The sequence below is a fragment of the Crenobacter luteus genome, assembly GCF_004345725.1.
GTDB lineage: Bacteria > Pseudomonadota > Gammaproteobacteria > Burkholderiales > Chromobacteriaceae > Crenobacter > Crenobacter luteus.
Genome location: NZ_SLXG01000011.1, coordinates 60,096 through 76,081, shown reverse-complemented (window position 1 = coordinate 76,081; position 15,986 = coordinate 60,096). Strand labels below are relative to the sequence as shown.

14 protein-coding genes and 1 tRNA gene are annotated in these 15,986 nt (G+C 66.8%); 9 read left to right on the top strand and 6 right to left on the bottom strand.

What is annotated here, in order from left to right; all coding sequences use genetic code 11:
- The 6 genes from EV683_RS08345 (at position 1) to EV683_RS08320 (ending at position 4,232) form a co-directional block, all read left to right on the top strand.
- On the top strand, positions 1–1,611 hold the full coding sequence (locus EV683_RS08345) for an electron transfer flavoprotein-ubiquinone oxidoreductase (protein WP_131862485.1): 1,611 nt from the start codon (positions 1–3) through the stop codon (positions 1,609–1,611).
- 321 nt (positions 1,612–1,932) lie between these two features.
- Positions 1,933–2,472 (top strand): hypothetical protein, encoded by a 540-nt coding sequence (locus tag EV683_RS08340; protein WP_131862476.1) that lies wholly within the window; start codon positions 1,933–1,935, stop codon positions 2,470–2,472.
- Positions 2,473–2,514: 42 nt separating this feature from the next.
- Positions 2,515–2,871 carry a DUF4870 family protein gene (locus tag EV683_RS08335; RefSeq protein WP_066613597.1) on the top strand — a complete coding sequence of 119 codons (357 nt, stop codon included), beginning with the start codon at positions 2,515–2,517 and terminating at the stop codon, positions 2,869–2,871.
- A gap of 68 nt (positions 2,872–2,939) precedes the next feature.
- Entirely contained in the window at positions 2,940–3,152 is a 213-nt protein-coding gene (locus EV683_RS08330; RefSeq protein WP_066613594.1) for a DUF3820 family protein, read from the top strand.
- Positions 3,153–3,157: 5 nt separating this feature from the next.
- Positions 3,158–4,096, top strand: a complete 939-nt coding sequence (ylqF, locus tag EV683_RS08325; protein WP_131862475.1) for a ribosome biogenesis GTPase YlqF — start codon at positions 3,158–3,160, stop codon at positions 4,094–4,096.
- A gap of 59 nt (positions 4,097–4,155) precedes the next feature.
- Positions 4,156–4,232 (top strand) — tRNA-Met (locus tag EV683_RS08320).
- Between the two features lie 65 nt (positions 4,233–4,297).
- Here the strand turns inward: EV683_RS08320 and EV683_RS08315 are convergent.
- The 5 genes from EV683_RS08315 to ffh all read right to left on the bottom strand — a co-directional run bounded on the left by EV683_RS08315 (position 4,298) and on the right by ffh (position 11,638).
- Positions 4,298–5,929 carry a ShlB/FhaC/HecB family hemolysin secretion/activation protein gene (locus tag EV683_RS08315; protein ID WP_165916804.1) on the bottom strand — a complete coding sequence of 544 codons (1,632 nt, stop codon included), beginning with the start codon at positions 5,927–5,929 and terminating at the stop codon, positions 4,298–4,300.
- A gap of 119 nt (positions 5,930–6,048) precedes the next feature.
- On the bottom strand, positions 6,049–7,449 hold the full coding sequence (locus EV683_RS08310) for a collagen-like triple helix repeat-containing protein (protein WP_131862473.1): 1,401 nt from the start codon (positions 7,447–7,449) through the stop codon (positions 6,049–6,051).
- A 305-nt stretch (positions 7,450–7,754) separates the two neighbouring features.
- Positions 7,755–9,125: an adenylosuccinate lyase gene (gene purB, locus EV683_RS08305; RefSeq protein ID WP_066612930.1), complete on the bottom strand. Its 1,371-nt coding sequence runs from the start codon at positions 9,123–9,125 to the stop codon at positions 7,755–7,757.
- A 167-nt stretch (positions 9,126–9,292) separates the two neighbouring features.
- Entirely contained in the window at positions 9,293–10,192 is a 900-nt protein-coding gene (locus EV683_RS08300) for an ATP-grasp domain-containing protein (RefSeq protein ID WP_066612919.1), read from the bottom strand.
- Positions 10,193–10,282: 90 nt separating this feature from the next.
- Complete coding sequence (gene ffh / locus EV683_RS08295) at positions 10,283–11,638, bottom strand: signal recognition particle protein (protein ID WP_131862472.1); 1,356 nt, start codon at positions 11,636–11,638, stop codon at positions 10,283–10,285.
- Between the two features lie 95 nt (positions 11,639–11,733).
- On the opposite strand from ffh, the gene EV683_RS08290 reads away from it, so the two are divergent.
- Both EV683_RS08290 and EV683_RS08285 read left to right on the top strand, forming a co-directional pair.
- Positions 11,734–12,555: a cytochrome C assembly family protein gene (locus EV683_RS08290; protein WP_131862471.1), complete on the top strand. Its 822-nt coding sequence runs from the start codon at positions 11,734–11,736 to the stop codon at positions 12,553–12,555.
- A gap of 58 nt (positions 12,556–12,613) precedes the next feature.
- Positions 12,614–12,931, top strand: coding sequence for a ComEA family DNA-binding protein (locus EV683_RS08285; protein WP_131862470.1), 318 nt, complete (start codon positions 12,614–12,616; stop codon positions 12,929–12,931).
- 104 nt (positions 12,932–13,035) lie between these two features.
- Here EV683_RS08285 and EV683_RS08280 read toward each other — a convergent pair whose 3' ends face one another.
- A complete protein-coding gene (locus EV683_RS08280) occupies positions 13,036–14,469 on the bottom strand; it encodes a cryptochrome/photolyase family protein (protein WP_131862469.1) in 1,434 nt (477 codons plus the stop codon).
- Between the two features lie 377 nt (positions 14,470–14,846).
- Here EV683_RS08280 and EV683_RS08275 point away from each other — a divergent pair, with 377 nt between their 5' ends.
- Complete coding sequence (locus tag EV683_RS08275) at positions 14,847–15,881, top strand: porin (protein WP_131862468.1); 1,035 nt, start codon at positions 14,847–14,849, stop codon at positions 15,879–15,881.
- Positions 15,882–15,986: the final 105 nt, after the last annotated feature.

Here is a 15,986-nt window from a genome sequence, read left to right as displayed (position 1 = left end):
ATGGAATACGACGTGGTGATCGTCGGCGGCGGCCCGTCCGGGCTGGCCAGCGCGATCCGCCTCAAGCAACTGGCCAACGCCGCCGGCCGCGAGCTGTCGGTCTGCCTGCTGGAGAAGGGCTCCGAGATCGGCGCCCACATCCTGTCCGGCGCGGTGTTCGAGCCGAAGGCGCTGTCCGAGCTGATCCCGGACTGGAAGGAGAAGGGCGCGCCGCTGAACACGCCGGCGGCCGACGACCACTTCCTGTTCCTGACCGAGACCGAGTCGATCGAGCTGCCGACGCCGCCGCAGATGAAGAATCACGGCAACTACATCATCAGCCTCGGCAACCTGTGCCGCTGGCTCGGTGCGCAGGCGGAGGAACTCGGCGTCGAGATCTACCCGGGCTTCGCCGCCGCCGAGGTGCTGTACGACGAGACCGGCGCGGTCAAGGGCGTCGCCACCGGCAACGTCGGCACCGGCAAGCACGGCGACAAGGAAGGCGAGCCGGGTATGGAGCTGTGGGCCAAGCAGACCATCTTCGCCGAAGGCTGTCGCGGTTCGCTCACCAAGACGCTGTTCGAGCGCTTCGACCTCAGGAAGGACAGCGACCCGCAGACCTACGGCATCGGCATCAAGGAATTGTGGGAAGTGCCGGCCGCGCAGCACAGCCCCGGCCGCATCACCCACACCGTCGGCTGGCCGATGGACACCGCCACCTACGGCGGCTCGTTCCTGTATCACCTCGAGAACAACCAGGTGGTGGTCGGCTTCGTCGTCGGGCTGGACTACCAGAACCCGTATCTGAGCCCGTTCGAGGAGTTCCAGCGCTTCAAGACCCATCCGGCGATCAAAAAGACGCTGGAAGGCGGCCGCCGCATCTCCTACGGCGCGCGCGCGCTGAGCGAGGGCGGCATCCAGAGCCTGCCGAAGCTGACCTTCCCGGGCGGCGTGCTGGTCGGCGACACCGCCGGCTTCCTCAACGTGCCGAAGATCAAGGGCAGCCACGCGGCGATCAAGTCCGGTTCGCTGGCGGCCGAGGCGGTGTTCGAGCTGTTGTCTAGCGAGGCCGCCGGCCGCGAGGCGACGAGCTACCCGGCCAGGTTCAAGCAGAGCTGGCTGTACGACGAGCTGTGGAAGGTGCGCAACATCCGTCCGTCGTTCCGCTGGGGCCTGTGGCCGGCGATGATCTACGGCGCGCTCGACACCTACCTGTTCCGCGGCCGCGCGCCGTGGACCTTGCGTCACAAGCACGCCGACCACGAGACGCTGCAGGAGGCGAGCCAGTGCGCCCGGATCGACTACCCGAAGCCGGACGGCAAGATCAGCTTCGACCGGCTGTCGTCGGTGTTCCTGTCGAACACCAACCATAGCGAGGACCAGCCGCCGCACCTGAAGCTCAAGGACAAGAGCGTGCCGGTGGCGGTCAACCTGAAGCGCTACGCGGGGCCGGAGACGCGCTATTGCCCGGCCGGCGTGTACGAATTCGTCGGCGAACCCGACGCGCCACGGCTGCAGATCAACGCGCAGAACTGCGTGCACTGCAAGACCTGCGACATCAAGGACCCGACCCAGAACATCAACTGGGTGACGCCGGAGGGCGGCGGCGGGCCGAACTACCCGAACATGTAAGCACGCGGCGCTGCCGCGAAGGCTCGGTCAAGCCGCGACAAGGTTGGCCGAGCCTTTTTAACGTCCGCCATCCGCCATGGCGCACCGCGGCGGCCCTTGACAGCCCGGCGCGCTTGGCGCACCCTGTTGGGCATGAACACCCAGCGCATCGCATCCTTCGCGTATTTTTATTGGTACCGCAGCTCACGGCGGCTCCAAGGGATGTGCACACGCTGACAAACAGCTTCCCCTGACAAAAGCCGCCGCGTTACCGGCGGCTTTTGTGTCTCTCAAAGGGTCTTCCGGTCGCGGCGAAACACCGAAACGACAAGGAAACCCGCCATGAACGCCATTCGCCAAGCCTGCCCGCCCACCCCGTGCGAGACGGTGGCGGGCTATTTCCTGACCGTCGCGCGCGAGCCGTCGGCGCTGAGCGACGCCGGCGCCGAAGGCGTGCTCGAAGCGCTGCTGCCGATCCGCCCGTTCGCGATGCTGCTCGCCGCGCGCCGCGCCGACTGGAGCGAGCGTTCGCCCACGCGCTTCGCCGACGCGGCCGACTGGCTCGCCGCCACCATCGTCGCGCTGCAACTGGCCGAGGTCGACGTCGCGCTCGACGAGCTGCCGCTCCTGGACGTGGCGAACGCAAGGTTGGCCGCGCTCGCCGGCGAACTCGGCGTCGCGGTCGCGCCGGCGCAGCCGCGCCTGGTGCGCGAGTTCGCCGGTGCGGCGGTCACGCGCCGCGGCCGTTCGCGCCGCGGCCGTTCGCGCCTCGCCCAGCCCGTCGACGCGAACCTGTCGGCCGTGGCGCGGTCTTGTACACTAGCAGCATGCTGTCGCGCGGCCTTGCCGGCGCCGCTCGCCCGTGCGGCGGGCCTCGCCTGAGTCGCGCGGCGGCTCGCCCCCCCCCCCGATCGAGGAGAAACGATGAACGACTGGCCCGCCCAAGCCGCCGCCCGTCCGCACCCGGACAAGAAGCTCTACCAGCTGACGCTGGTGGTCTACATCCTGCAGATCGCCAGCCTGTTCGTCGGCGTGACCGCGATCGTCGGCGTGATCGTCAACTACCTGAAGAAGCCGGACGTCGCCGGCACGGTGTTCGAGAGCCACTTCGCCTGGCAGATCCGCACCTTCTGGTGGGCGCTGGCCGGCTATGTAATCGGTTTTCTCACCACCTTCCTGCTGGTCGGCTTCCTGATCCTGTTCGCGACCTGGGTGTGGTTCATCTACCGCGTGGTGCGCGGATTCCTCGCCTTCAACGACGGCAAGCCCTTGCCGGTGTGATCCGGGTAACTGGCTGATTTGCCTCGTTTCTGGCACAATGCCGGCCCTTTGACGCATCCCGTCTTCGCATGCAAGCGACCGATCTCGAAGCGCTGGTGAGCCGGCCCATGCCGTACGGCAAGTACAAGGGCATGCTGTTGGCCGACCTGCCGCTGCCCTATCTCGTCTGGTTCGCGCGCCAGGGCTTCCCCAAGGGCGAGCTCGGCCGTCTGCTGGAGATCGCGTACGAACTCAAACACAACGGGCTCGGCGATTTGCTCGCGCCCCTGAGGAAACGGTAAACACGATGGCGATTCAATGGTTCCCCGGCCACATGAACAAGGCCAAGAAGCAGGTGGCGGATCGCCTGAAGGACATCGACGTGGTGATCGAGATGCTCGACGCGCGTCTGCCGGCTTCCAGCGCCAACCCGATGCTCGCGGCGATGACGCGCAACAAGAAGGCGCTCAAGGTCCTCAACAAGCAGGACCTGGCCGACCCGAACCGCACCCGTGTCTGGATCGAGCACTACAACGGCTTGAGCGATACGCGCGCGATCGGGCTGGACGCCGGCGAGAAGAGCCCGGCGCAGCGGCTGATCGCCGCCTGCCGCGAGCTGGCACCGCATCGCCGCGGCCTCGACAAGCCCTTGCGCGTGCTGATCTGCGGCATCCCCAACGTCGGCAAGTCGACGCTGATCAACAGCCTGCTGGGGCGCCGCGCCGCGAAGGTCGGCAACGAGCCGGGCATCACCAAGGGCGAGCAGCGTATCGACCTCGCCGACGACTTCATCCTCTACGACACCCCGGGCATGCTGTGGCCGAAGATCCTGGTCGAGCAGGGCGGCTACAACCTCGCCGCCAGCGGCGCGGTCGGCCGCAACGCGCTCGACGAGGAGGAAGTGTCGCTCGAACTGCTCAAGTACCTGATCGCGAACTACCCGGCCGAGCTCGAGGCGCGCTACAAGCTCGACGGCGTCGCCGACATGCTCGACGACGAACTTTTGGAGGCGATCGGCCGGCGGCGCGGCGCGATGCTCGGCGGCGGCCGGGTCAACTTCCAGAAGGCGGCCGAGATCGTGCTGACCGACTTCCGCGACGGCGCGATCGGCCGCATCACGCTGGAGACGCCCGACGAGTGGCAGCGCTGGTTGGCCGAAGCGCGCCGGCTCGAGATCGAGCGCCAGATCGCGCGCGACAGGGCGAAAGCCGAGCGCGCGGCGGCGGTCAAGAAGCGGCGCGGTTGATCGTTTCCGAAAAACGCTTGACCCGAAACGAAACGCCGCGTATTATCCGTTTTCTCTGACGCGGGGTGGAGCAGTCTGGTAGCTCGTCGGGCTCATAACCCGAAGGTCGTAGGTTCAAATCCTGCCCCCGCAACCAAATACGGAAAAACCCGTGCTGTGAATGCAGCACGGGTTTTTCGCATTTACGGCGCGCGTCACGCGTCACATCAGGCGGTAGGAGTAGCTGGCGTTCCAGCGCGGCTTGCGGCTGTCTAGCCCAGACGGAACATCGGCCGTCGGCTTGGCGACGTCGAGCTCGAGCTTGTAGTGCCGGCTGTCGGTCAGACGCAGGCCCACGGCCACCGAGCCCAGGGTGTCGTGGACGAGCTGCCCCCGGTTGACGCCGACCCGCGCGTGCTCCACGAGCAGGAAGGGCTGGAGCAGCTTGAGAAAGCGCTGGTCCGGCCTGAAACCCCGCTGCAACTCCAGCGAGACTCCCCAGCCATGATCGCCGGCGACTTCGCCGGCCGGGTAGGCGCGCCCGAACTGTCGTCCGCCGAAACCGATCTGCTCGGAGCTCGGCAGGTTTTGCCGGCTGTACTGGCCCGTGAGCTGCAGCACGCTGGCGAAACGGGCCGGCCAGTCGTCGGTGCGGCTGAGGTTGGCCGAGGCCCGGGTGAAGTCGAGGTCGAAGGCGTTCAGTTCCTGGCGGGCGCCGGCGGTCTCCAGGCCTTGGTAGACGCTGGCGCCAACGCGGGTCAGGGCGCCCCGATCCGCCCGGCTGAAGCTGAAGCCGGCGTTGACGACGGTCAGCCGGGCGAGCGTCCGCAGGCTTGTGCCATTCTCCTCGACCCGGTAGTTCTCTTCGTTGCGCGACAGATAGGCTCCCGCCGTCGCACTCAGGCTTTGCGTATTGCTCAGCAGGAACGGATGGCTGAGCAGCAGTCCGGCGCGGCTGTTCTTGAGTTCACGCCGGAGCGTGAGCCCGGAGAGTTGCAACGGCGTTTCCGGCCGGCTGCGGTAATCCGACGCTTCCAGCTTGATCTGCGTCCCTTCGTAGCCCAGCAACTGGCTGTACTGCAGGCCGTAGAACTTCTCGTGGTCCCGTCCCGGCGGCGCGAGCGCGGTCAGCGACAACTGCTCGCCCTGGCCGGTCTGCGCCTGGCCGCTCAACGAGAAGATGCCCCTGGCACCCGGATGGTTGTATTCGAGGCCGACGCCGCCCTGGATGGTCTTGCGCACGACGTCGAGCTTCAGGCTACCGGCGCCGCCGGTGGACGTCGGCGGACGCAGTTCGGCCTTGGCCGACAGTCCGGGTATCTGCGCGATCAGGTTGGTGTAGCGCTCGAAACTCGCGCGCGTGAGTGGTTTTTCGGCGAGCAGTGGCGCCAGCGTCCGACGCAGGCGGGCCTCGAGCGGTCCGGCATCGCCTTCGATGATGAGCTCGCCGACGTAGCCCTCGACCACGATGATCCGCACGACGCCGTCCTGAAAGTCCTGCACCGGCAGGTAGGCGAAGGAGAGCGGGTAGCCGCGCTGCTGGTAGAGCCGGGTGACCGCTTCCGTACCTGTGATCAGTTCGCGCAGTGCGACCTCGCGACCGGCAAGGTCGGCGAAGAAGGGGGCCAGCTGGTCGAAGGGTATCGCGGCGACGCCTTCGATATCGACACGCTGGACCGCCAGGCGGTAGTCGAGCAGGTCGGGGGCCGGCGTCGGCGCGGGGGCGATGTCGACCTTGAGCGGCGGTTTGCCGGCGTCGGGTACCGCGATGGCGGGAAGGGTGTCGAGAGGGTTGCCGCGGAACGGGGAGCCGCTGTCGGCGAAGGCGGCGTGGCAGCTGAGGGTCAGGGTCAATGGGTAAAGCCATGCGGATCGACGCATTCGTGTGTCCCCTTGAGCGGAAAGGCTCGGCCAAGGTGTGTGTCCTTGGCCGAGTATGCTTTTGTTATATGCAATTTAGCTTATTTATTGTTTTATTTTCCGCCCAGAAGCCCGGTTGCGGTATTCAGCACGGAGCCGAGCAGGCCGGTCGAGCCGGTGCCGCCGCTTGTCGGGGTGCTGCCGGTGTCGCCGGAGGAGGCCGGCGACGTGGACTCGGCACTCAGGAGGCCGCTGCCGCCGGTCAGGCTGCCCAGTGTGCCGCCGACCGAAGCCACCGTGCCGCCGAGCAACGAGTCCCCGCCGCCGCCCAATATCGTGGTGACCGGGGCGAGTACCCCGCCGGTGCCGCTCTCGGCGCCGAGCAGGCCCGTTACCGGGCTCAGCAAGGCGGTGTTGCCGAGCTCGCCGCCGAGCAGGCCGCTGACCGGGCCGAGCAGCTCCGGCTTGCCGCTCAGCCCTCCGCCGAGCAGCTGATGCCCGCTACCCGCGAGCAGTTGGCCGAGCGGCAGTCCGCCGCCGTAGCCGTGATGGCCGCCGTGCTGGAGCAGCGACAGCAGCTTGAGCGGCGATTTCGGGTCGTGCTTGCCGTCCGGCAGCGTCAATTTGCCGAGCAGGGCGTTCAGGGGAAGGATGGTCTTGTCGCCGCTTTGCAAGACCTGGGCAACCAGCGGCTCCTTGCCCAGCTTGTCCAGTTGCGGATCGGTCGCCGAAACGACCTTGCCGACCTGGACCACGGCATTGCCGACGACGCCGGAGACCTTGCCGAGCGGGTCGTGGCCCTTGCCGTGCTGGGGCTCGCAGGGTTTGCCCGATTTGCCGTTCTTGCAGGGCTCGGTCGGCTTGGATGCGCCGTGCAGGCCGTCCAGGCTGAGGCCGGCGATCAGCTTGCCGACGCCGGATACCGCCTGACCGGTCTGGTTCAGCGTGTCGCCGACGCTGTCGACGGTCGTGGTGAGCGGTTTGCCGTTCTGGGTCGACTGGCCCAGCCCGGTGCTCAGGCCGTTGCCCAGCGTGGTGAGCGCCGCGCCCAGATGCTGGACCGTGCCGCCTGCCACTTGCTCGGACTCCTTGGAAAGCAGCGGCAGGTCGGTCTGCCCGACCCTGGCGCCGAGCGAGCCGACGGTGGCGCCGACTTGGCTGACCAGGCCGCCGGTCGTGCTCAATGCATTCTTGGCGGGGGCGCCGCCGCCTCCGCCGCCGTGGCCACCGCCACCGCCGTGGCCGCTGCCACTGCCACTGCCACTGCCACTGCCACCGCTGCCACCGCTGCCACCGCTGCCACCGCTGCCACCGCCATGACCCCCGCTGCTTGCCACGTCGCCGCCGCTCGAACCACCGCCTCCGACGCTGCCGCCCGGGGTGGTGCTGTTCTTGCTGGCGCTGGCCAGTTTGCCGGTTGAACTGCCGGAGCCGGCGCAGGCGCTGAGATTGACGAGCGCCGTGCCGAGCAGGACGACGAGCAGGGCGCGTGCGTGGGGATGGCGGGTGTGCATGATCGTACTCCTATGCCAAGCGATGGATGGGGCATGCGCGGATGTGCGCGACGATGCCATGTGCTGGCTTGACCCATCGGAAGCGACGGCCGGATCAAGTCAGCGGCTACCCTATCGAACTAGCCGGCGGCATAATTTCAATCAAGTATGAAAACTGAAAAAATTATGATTTAAGTATTTTTACCTAACGGGAATTACCTAGCGTTGTCAAAGATGGTGAAAAATCGCGCGCTTTCAGGGCCGTAGGGTGCGATAAATGCAAAAACGCCCGCGCGGGGCGGGCGTCGTGTTCGGCGTGGGAGCGCTCAGATGCGGCGCGCCAGTTCCTCGGCCTTGCCCAGGTAGCCGGCCGGCGACAGCGTCAACAGGCGTTCCTTTTCGCTTTCCGGGATTTCCAGCGTCTTGATGAAGGCGGCCAGCGTCTCGCGGGTAATGCCGTCCTTGCCGCGGGTCAGCTCCTTGAGCTGCTCGTAAGGGTTGGCGACGCCGTAGCGGCGCATCACGGTCTGGATCGGCTCGGCCAACAGTTCCCAGGTCGCGTCGAGGTCGGCGGCGAGAGCGGCCGGGTTGGCCTCGAGCTTGGCGAGGCCGCGCTGGCAGGCCTTGTAGCCGAGCAGGCTGTAGCCGAAGGCGACGCCCATATTGCGCAGCACGGTCGAGTCGGTCAGGTCGCGCTGCCAGCGCGACACCGGCAGCTTCTCGGCCAGGTGCGACAGGAGCGCGTTGGCGATGCCGAGGTTGCCTTCCGAGTTCTCGAAGTCGATCGGGTTGACCTTGTGCGGCATGGTCGAGCTGCCGACTTCGCCGGCCTTGACCTTCTGCTTGAAGTAACCGAGCGAGATGTAGCCCCAGATGTCGCGGTTGGCGTCGATCAGGATGGTGTTCACGCGGGTCTGGATCTGGAACAGCTCGGCCATGTAGTCGTGCGGTTCGATCTGGATCGTGTACGGGTTGAAGGTGAGGCCCAGGCCGGACACGAAGCGCTCGGCGAGGCTTTCCCAGTCGACGTCCGGGTAGGCGGACAGGTGGGCGTTGTAGTTGCCGACCGCGCCGTTGATCTTGCCCAGCAGCTCCTGCTTCACGAGCTGTTCGCGCTGGCGCTTGAGGCGGTAGACGACGTTGGCCATCTCCTTGCCCATGGTGCTCGGCGTCGCCGGCTGGCCGTGGGTGCGGCTCATCATCGGCAGCGCGGCCAGCTCGTGCGCCAGCTCGGTGTACTTGGCGATCAGTTCGTCGAGCGCCGGCAGCATCACGGTGTTGCGCGCAGCCTTGAGCATCAGCGCGTGGCTGAGGTTGTTGATGTCTTCCGAGGTGCAGGCGAAGTGGATGAACTCGCTGGCGGCCATCACTTCCGGATTGTCCGACAGGCGCTCCTTCAGCCAGTACTCGATCGCCTTCACGTCGTGGTTGGTGCGCGCCTCGATCGCCTTGATCGCCTCGGCGTGTTCGATGCTGAATTCGGCGATCAGGTCGTCGATTTCGCGGATGGTGGCGTCGGAGAACGGTTTGACCTCGGCGATGCCCGGCTCGGCGGCCAGCATTTTCAGCCATTCCAGTTCCACCTTGATGCGGAACTTCATCAGGCCGTATTCGGAGAACAGGCCGCGCAGCGGGTCAACCTGGCCGGCGTAGCGGCCGTCGAGAGGGGAGAGGGCGAGGAGCGGGGTCTGGTTCATGCTATTCCTGCTTTCGTTGGCGCCGGCCGATGCCGGCGATGCGGTCCGGGCAAGAGGGAGGTTGCCGCGAAACCGGTAATGATGGCACCGGCGCGCGTTGCGCGCCATGCCGTATAACCCTTGATTTCAGTCACTTAGGCGAGCTTTCGCTGCGTCCGGAGGGCGGCTCAGGCGGACAGGCGCCGGATCAGGCCCTCGGCCAACGCGTCGGCCGCCTCCGGGCAGAAGCGGAAGAACAGCTCCGGTTCGACCATTTCCAGCTCCATCAACGCGAGCTGGCCGTCGTTGCCGCGCACCGCGTCGACGCGCGCGTACAGCACGTCGAACGGCACCGCGGCGACCGCCGCCTCGGCGAAGGCGGTCTCCTCGGCGCTGGGCGCGTGCTCGTGCACGGTGCCGCCCCAGTCGTCCTGCACGCGGAAGTCGCCGGCGCGGGCGGTCTTGCGGATCGCGTGCGTGACGCGGCCGTCGATCACGATCAGCGACAACTCGCCCGCGTCGAGGATGTGGCGCTGGAACGGCTGCAGCATCATCGCCTCGTTGGCGATCAGCTCGGCGAATACCGCCTCGTGCAGCGCGGCGTCGGCCGCGGCGAAGCGGTAGGTATGGCGCGCGGCGCCCGAGACGGTCGGCTTGAGGATGAGCTCGTCCCAGCCGGTGGCGGCGGCGTGCTCGGCCAGGGTGCCGGTTTCGCCGGCCTCGATGTAGCGCGTCGGCACGATGTTGACGCCGGCGGCCGCCAGTTGGCCGAGGTAGTGCTTGTCGATATTCCAGTGGATCAGCGCCGCCTCGTTGAAGAAGCGCGTGGCGCGGCCGGCGCGTTGCAGCCACGGCGCGAATTCGTCGAAGCGGTGGAAGTAGTCCCAGGTGGTGCGAAACACCGCGCTTTTGGCGCGCGACCAGTCGAAGCCGGGGTCGGCCCAGTCGAGCCGCGCGACGGCGAGGCCGCGGCGGCGCAGCGCGTCGACGACGAGCCCGTCCTCGTGGTGAACCTGGCGGGTGTACCAGCAACTGTCGTCGGCGGCGAGGTAACGGCCCTCGGTGAGGACCACGGCGTCGTACTGCATGCTCTATCCTTGCGATCGGTCGGGGTGGGGTTGGCCGAGCCGGCGCGGGCGCGCAAACGGGCGAGCGCGGCGCCCGTTCGACCGTGCGGCTCACATGCCGGGCAGGCCGCCCTTCATGCCGCGCATCAGCTTCATCAGCCCGCCCTTGGACGAGAACTGCTTCATCATCTTCTGCGTCTGCTCGAACTGGTTCAAGAGCTTGTTGACCTCCTGCACCGTCACGCCCGAGCCGGCGGCGATGCGGCGCTTGCGGCTGGCCTTCAGCAGTTCCGGCTTGCGGCGCTCCTCGAGCGTCATCGAGTTGATGATGCCCTCGATGCGGCGTACCGCCTTGTCGGCTTCGGCGCCCTGGATGCCCTTGGCCATCTGGCCGATCTGGCCCGGCATCTTTTCCATCAGGTTGGCCATGCCGCCCATCTTCTTCATCTGCTGGATCTGCGCCTTGAAGTCCTCGAGGTCGAAGCCCTTGCCGGACTTCAGCTTCTTGGCCATCTTGGCCGCCTCGGCCTGGTCGATGCCCTTCTGCACGTCCTCGATCAGGCTGAGCACGTCGCCCATGCCGAGGATGCGGCTGGCGATCCTATCCGGGTAGAACGGTTCGAGGCCCGACACCTTCTCGCCGACGCCGATGAACTTGATCGGCTTGCCGGTGACGTGGCGCACCGACAGCGCGGCGCCGCCGCGCGCGTCGCCGTCCATCTTGGTCAGGATCACGCCGGTCAAGGGCAGCGCCTCGTTGAAGGCCTGCGCGGTGTTGACCGCGTCCTGGCCCTGCATCGCGTCGACGACGAACAGCGTCTCGATCGGGTTCAGCGCGGCGTGCAGCGCCTTGATCTCGGCCATCATCGCCTCGTCGATCGCGAGGCGGCCGGCGGTGTCGACCAGCAGCACGTCGAAGAAGTGGCGCCGGGCGTGGTCGACGGCGGCGCGGGCGATGGTCTCGGGCTGCTCATCGCCACGCGACGGGAACCACTCGACGCCGACCTGCTCGGCCAACAGCTTGAGCTGCTCGATGGCGGCCGGGCGGTAGACGTCGGCCGAGACCACCAGCACCTTCTTCTTGTGCTGCTCCTTCAGGTGCTTGGCGAGCTTGCCGACGGTGGTGGTCTTGCCAGCGCCCTGCAGGCCGGCCATCAGCACGATCGCCGGCGGCACCGCGGCGAGGTTGAGCGAGTCGCAGGTGGCGCCCATCAGCTTGACGAGCTCGTCGTTGACCACGCCGACCAGCGCCTGGCCCGGCGTCAGGCTGCCGATCACCTCCTGGCCGAGCGCGCGTTCCTTGACGTGGGCGACGAAGGTCTTGACCACCGGCAGCGCGACGTCGGCTTCCAGCAAGGCCATGCGCACCTCGCGCATCGCGTCCTGGATGTTCGTTTCGGTGAGCCGCGCCTGGCCCTTGAGGTTTTTGATCACGCCCGAGAGGCGCGAAGTCAGGTTGTCTAGCATGGCGGGTCCTTCGGTATGCCAACGTGCGACGTGGTTGGTGTATCCTTTTCGAAGCCGACATTTTACACGACGCGTCCGGATCGGCGCTCCCTCCGATGACTGCCTACACGCTTTCTCTCTCTTTGTTCCTGATCGCCGCCTACGCCGGCTTTTCGTGGCACTACTTCGGCCAGTGGCGCGGCGTCGCCGGCTGGCCGCAGCGCGCGCACCTCGAACAGGGCCTGCTCGGCGCGGTGCTGCTGGCGCACGCCTGGCTGCTGTTCTCGCCGTGGCTGCTGCCCGGGCCGGCGGTGCTCGGCGTCGGCCAGGCGCTGTCGATGGTGATGTGGCTGATGCTGCTGATCTACTGGACCGGCCGCTTCTTCTACAAGCTCGACGGCCTGCCGGTGTTCATCCTGCCGTTTGCCGCGCTGGCGGTGCTGGCGGCGCTGCTGCTGCCGGGGCGGCCGATTCCGCACCAGCTGTACACGCCCGACTTCGCGCTGCACCTGATCGTCTCGATGCTGGCCTACAGTCTGCTGGCGATCGGCGCGCTGCTGGCGCTGCTGATGCTGGTGCTCGAGCGCGCGCTGCACGCCAAGCGCCGCACGCCGGCAATGCGCAACCTGCCGCCGCTGTTGAGCCTCGAGCAGCTGATGTTCCAGGCGATAGGCTGGGGTTTCGCGCTGCTGACGCTGTCGCTGGCCAGCGGCGTGCTGTTCTCCGAACAGTTGTTCGGCGTGGCGGCGGTCGTCAACCACAAGATCGTGTTCGGCGTGCTGTCGTGGCTGCTGTTCGGCGCGCTGCTGGTCGGCCGCCGCCGTCACGGCTGGCGCGGCCGGCTCGCGGTGCGCTGGACGCTGGCGAGCTTCGCGCTGCTGCTGTTCGCCTATATCGGCAGCAAGGTCGTCCTCGAGTTGATTTTGCACCGGGTGTGATTCTATTGTCATATTCCGGGCGTCGCCGACGCCCGCTCACCCGAAGGAGCGCATCGCGATGAAGAAGCTGTTGACTCTCTTTGCCGGCCTGCTCGTTTGCAGCACGGCGTTCGCCGCCGTCAATCTCAACACCGCCACGCAGCAGGAGCTCGAGGCGCTGAACGGCATCGGCCCGGCCAAGGCCAAGGCGATCCTCGACTACCGCAGCAAGAACGGGCCGTTCAAGACGGTCGACGACCTGAAGAACGTACCGGGCATCGGCGACAAGACGCTGGCGAACCTGCGCAAGGATCTGACGCTCGGCGGCAAGCCCGCCGCGACGGCGGCCAAGCCGGCGGCAGCGGCCAAACCGGCCGAGCCGGCCAAGAAGCCGTAAGCGGCCCGCGCGACGAAAAAAGCCACCCGGCCGGGTGGCTTTTTTCATGCGCCCGAGAGTGGGGCGATGGCCGGCTCGTGCTGCCCGACTCGGGGCCGACGGCCTTATCGGTCGGCGCCGGCCGCTGCGCCGCCGCGCCGGCCGAACAGCGCCAGCGCCTTTTCGCGCTGCACGGCGTGCTCGACGATGGGCGCCGGATAGTCGCGGCCGAGCGCGAAGCCGGCCGGCAGCCGCTTGGCCTGCCACGGCGCGTGGATCGCCGCGTCGTCGAGCGCCGCCAGCTCCGGCACATAGCGGCGGATGAAGCGACCCTGCGGGTCGAACTTCTGCGACTGGGTGACCGGGTTGAAGATGCGGAACCACGGCTGCGCGTCGCAGCCGGTCGACGCCGCCCACTGCCAGCCGCCGTTGTTCGACGCGAGCTCGAAGTCGAGCAGCTTTTCGGCGAAGTAGCGCTCGCCCCGGCGCCAGTCGATCAGCAGGTCCTTGACGAGGAAGCTCGCCGCCACCATGCGCAGCCGGTTGTGCATGTAGCCGGTGCGGTTCAGCTGACGCATCGCCGCGTCGACCAGCGGGTAGCCGGTGCGCCCCTCGCACCAGGCGGCGAACCACGCCTCGTCGTTGGGGAAGGGCAGCCTGGCGTAGTCGGGCTTGAAGCTGCTGTGCGCGACGTGCGGGAAGTGCCACAACAGCTGCTGGTAGAACTCGCGCCAGATCAGCTCATCCAGCCAGACCTCGGCGCCCTCGCTGCCTTCCTCGTGCGCGAAGCGCGCCAGCTCGCGGATCGACACCGTGCCGAAGCGCAGGTGGGCCGACAGGTAGGACACGCCCTTGACCGCCGGAAAGTCGCGCCACGCCTTGTAATGGCCGACGCGGGCGATGAAGTCGGCGAACAGCGCCGCGCCGCCCGACATGCCGCACCTGACGCCGAGCGCGGCCAGGTCGACCGCGTCGAAGCCGAGCTCGGCCAGGGTCGGCAGCGGGCCGGCGGTAAAGCGCGCGAGCCGCTCGCGGTAGCGGTCGACCGGGTAGCTTTTCAACTGGAAGGCGTCGAGCCTCTGCCGCCACGCCTTGCGGTAGGGGGTGAACACCGTGTACGGCCGGCCGGCGCCGCTGAGCACCTCGTCGCGCTCGAAGATCACCTGATCCTTGCAGTCGTGCCAGGCGACGCCCTGCTCGGCCAACGTTCTCCCGACCGCCGCGTCGCGCGCGATCGCCTGCGGCTCGTAGTCGCGGTTGGCGAACACCGCACCGGCGCCCAGCTCGCGCGCCAGCGCGGGGATCGCCTCGGCCGGGTCGCCGACGCGGACGAGCAGATCGCTGCCAGCCGTGCGCAGCGAAGCCTTCAGCTCGGCCAGCGCCTGCCAGATGAAGGCGACGCGCCGGTCGTCGCGCGGCAGCGGCTCGAGCAGGGCGCGGTCGAACACGAACACCGGCGTGACGCGCCGGCTCTGCTTGAGCGCGTGAAACAGCGCCGCGTGGTCGAAGTCGCGCAGGTCGCGGCGGAACCAGCACAGCGCGTGGCTGACGTCGGGCATGACACACTCCTTCACAAAGCAGCCGCTATTTTGTATGGGACAAGCGGACAGGCAAAGGCGTTTGGTCGGGATTTTTCGGGCGAAACTGCGGCGCTTTTACAACACATTCGGCGCTTGCGCTGGGTGGTGTTGCAATTGCGCAACCGTTGTTGTTTTTTTGTTTTCTCTTATTAATCAATGATTTGATGGCGTGATTTGCCGTCTGGGATGACGTGTCTTGTGGCGGGGTGGCGACGTTTTTGTATTTTCACAACGTCCGTTTTATAGTGCCACCAGAAACCAGCCCGGCATTCGCCGGCGGTGAAGAAAAGCCTGCTGCAATGCAATGTGCATTGCGAGACGGGTAAAACTTAAGACTGACTTCGAAAGGAATGGCGATGAACAAGAAGCTGATCGCTCTGGCACTGGCCGCTCTGCCGGCAGCCGCTATGGCCGACGTGACCCTGTACGGTACCCTGAAGGGCGGTTTCGAGAACGTGAAGAACGACGGCGAAAAGCGCGTCAACAACGTCGCCGACTTCGGTTCCCGCATCGGCTTCAAGGGCAACGAAGACCTCGGCAACGGTCTGAAGGCCATCTGGCAAGTCGAGACCGGCCTGCGTCTGGACGCGCCGAACGACGGCACCGGCTCCAGCTCGGGCCGCCTCGGTTCGCGCAACACCTTCATCGGCCTGCAGGGCGACTTCGGTAAGGTTCGTTTGGGCAACGTGTCCGACTACGCCGACAGCGACATGGCCATCGTGAACCCGTGGGAAAGCGAAGCCGACGCGCTGCAACTGGCCATCGCCAACACCAACACCCCGCTGGACACCCGTCTGAAGAACTCGGTGCGCTACGACAGCCCGAAATTCGCCGGCTTCGACTTCACGCTGCAGTACGGCGTGAACGAAGACCGCAACAACCCGGCGTACGCTCCGGACACCAACCGCGACGTGAAGCTGGTTGGCCTCGGCTACGAGAACGGCGGCCTGACCGCCAAGTACGTCTACGCGCGCTGGGACTACAAGAACGGCGACGCCGTTGCCGAACTGGACAACTACTACTACCAGCGCGTTGAAGCCGGCTACAACTTCGACTTCGGCCTCGGCCTGGTCGGTGCCTACGCTCAGCAGAACGGCAAAGATGTGCTGAACAACAAGGCGAAGATCCGCGAAGCTGCCCTGACCGCGACCTACGGTGTCGGCGCGTTCACTCCGAAATTCTCCTACGGTCACGGCTTTGACAGCAAGGTGAACGGCGAAGACCTGAACAACTCGGGCTACAAGCAGTACATCGTCGGCGTCGACTACGCGCTGTCCAAGCGCACCACCGCTGGCGTGTCCTACGGCAAGCTGGACTACGACACTGCTGTGAACGAAGCCGGTGTGCCGGACCAGCGCGCCTTCGGCGTGCAAATGATCCACAAGTTCTAATCAGAACCTGTGTCGCGAAAAAGGCTGCCTCGGCAGCCTTTTTTGTTTTCCGGCCGCGCGGCAGATCGCGGGTGCCAAGCCGTCATAATCACATTATCATTGGCG

What these genes read in the sequence shown, in the direction of transcription:
- EV683_RS08345 (WP_131862485.1), top strand. Translation starts at nt 1, where the DNA reads ATGGAATACGACGTGGTGATCGTCGGCGGCGGCCCGTCCGGGCTGGCC.
- EV683_RS08340 (WP_131862476.1), top strand. Translation starts at nt 1,933, where the DNA reads ATGAACGCCATTCGCCAAGCCTGCCCGCCCACCCCGTGCGAGACGGTG.
- EV683_RS08335 (WP_066613597.1), top strand. Translation starts at nt 2,515, where the DNA reads ATGAACGACTGGCCCGCCCAAGCCGCCGCCCGTCCGCACCCGGACAAG.
- EV683_RS08330 (WP_066613594.1), top strand. Translation starts at nt 2,940, where the DNA reads ATGCAAGCGACCGATCTCGAAGCGCTGGTGAGCCGGCCCATGCCGTAC.
- ylqF (WP_131862475.1), top strand. Translation starts at nt 3,158, where the DNA reads ATGGCGATTCAATGGTTCCCCGGCCACATGAACAAGGCCAAGAAGCAG.
- EV683_RS08310 (WP_131862473.1), bottom strand. Translation starts at nt 7,449, where the DNA reads ATGCACACCCGCCATCCCCACGCACGCGCCCTGCTCGTCGTCCTGCTC.
- purB (WP_066612930.1), bottom strand. Translation starts at nt 9,125, where the DNA reads ATGAACCAGACCCCGCTCCTCGCCCTCTCCCCTCTCGACGGCCGCTAC.
- EV683_RS08300 (WP_066612919.1), bottom strand. Translation starts at nt 10,192, where the DNA reads ATGCAGTACGACGCCGTGGTCCTCACCGAGGGCCGTTACCTCGCCGCC.
- ffh (WP_131862472.1), bottom strand. Translation starts at nt 11,638, where the DNA reads ATGCTAGACAACCTGACTTCGCGCCTCTCGGGCGTGATCAAAAACCTC.
- EV683_RS08290 (WP_131862471.1), top strand. Translation starts at nt 11,734, where the DNA reads ATGACTGCCTACACGCTTTCTCTCTCTTTGTTCCTGATCGCCGCCTAC.
- EV683_RS08285 (WP_131862470.1), top strand. Translation starts at nt 12,614, where the DNA reads ATGAAGAAGCTGTTGACTCTCTTTGCCGGCCTGCTCGTTTGCAGCACG.
- EV683_RS08280 (WP_131862469.1), bottom strand. Translation starts at nt 14,469, where the DNA reads ATGCCCGACGTCAGCCACGCGCTGTGCTGGTTCCGCCGCGACCTGCGC.
- EV683_RS08275 (WP_131862468.1), top strand. Translation starts at nt 14,847, where the DNA reads ATGAACAAGAAGCTGATCGCTCTGGCACTGGCCGCTCTGCCGGCAGCC.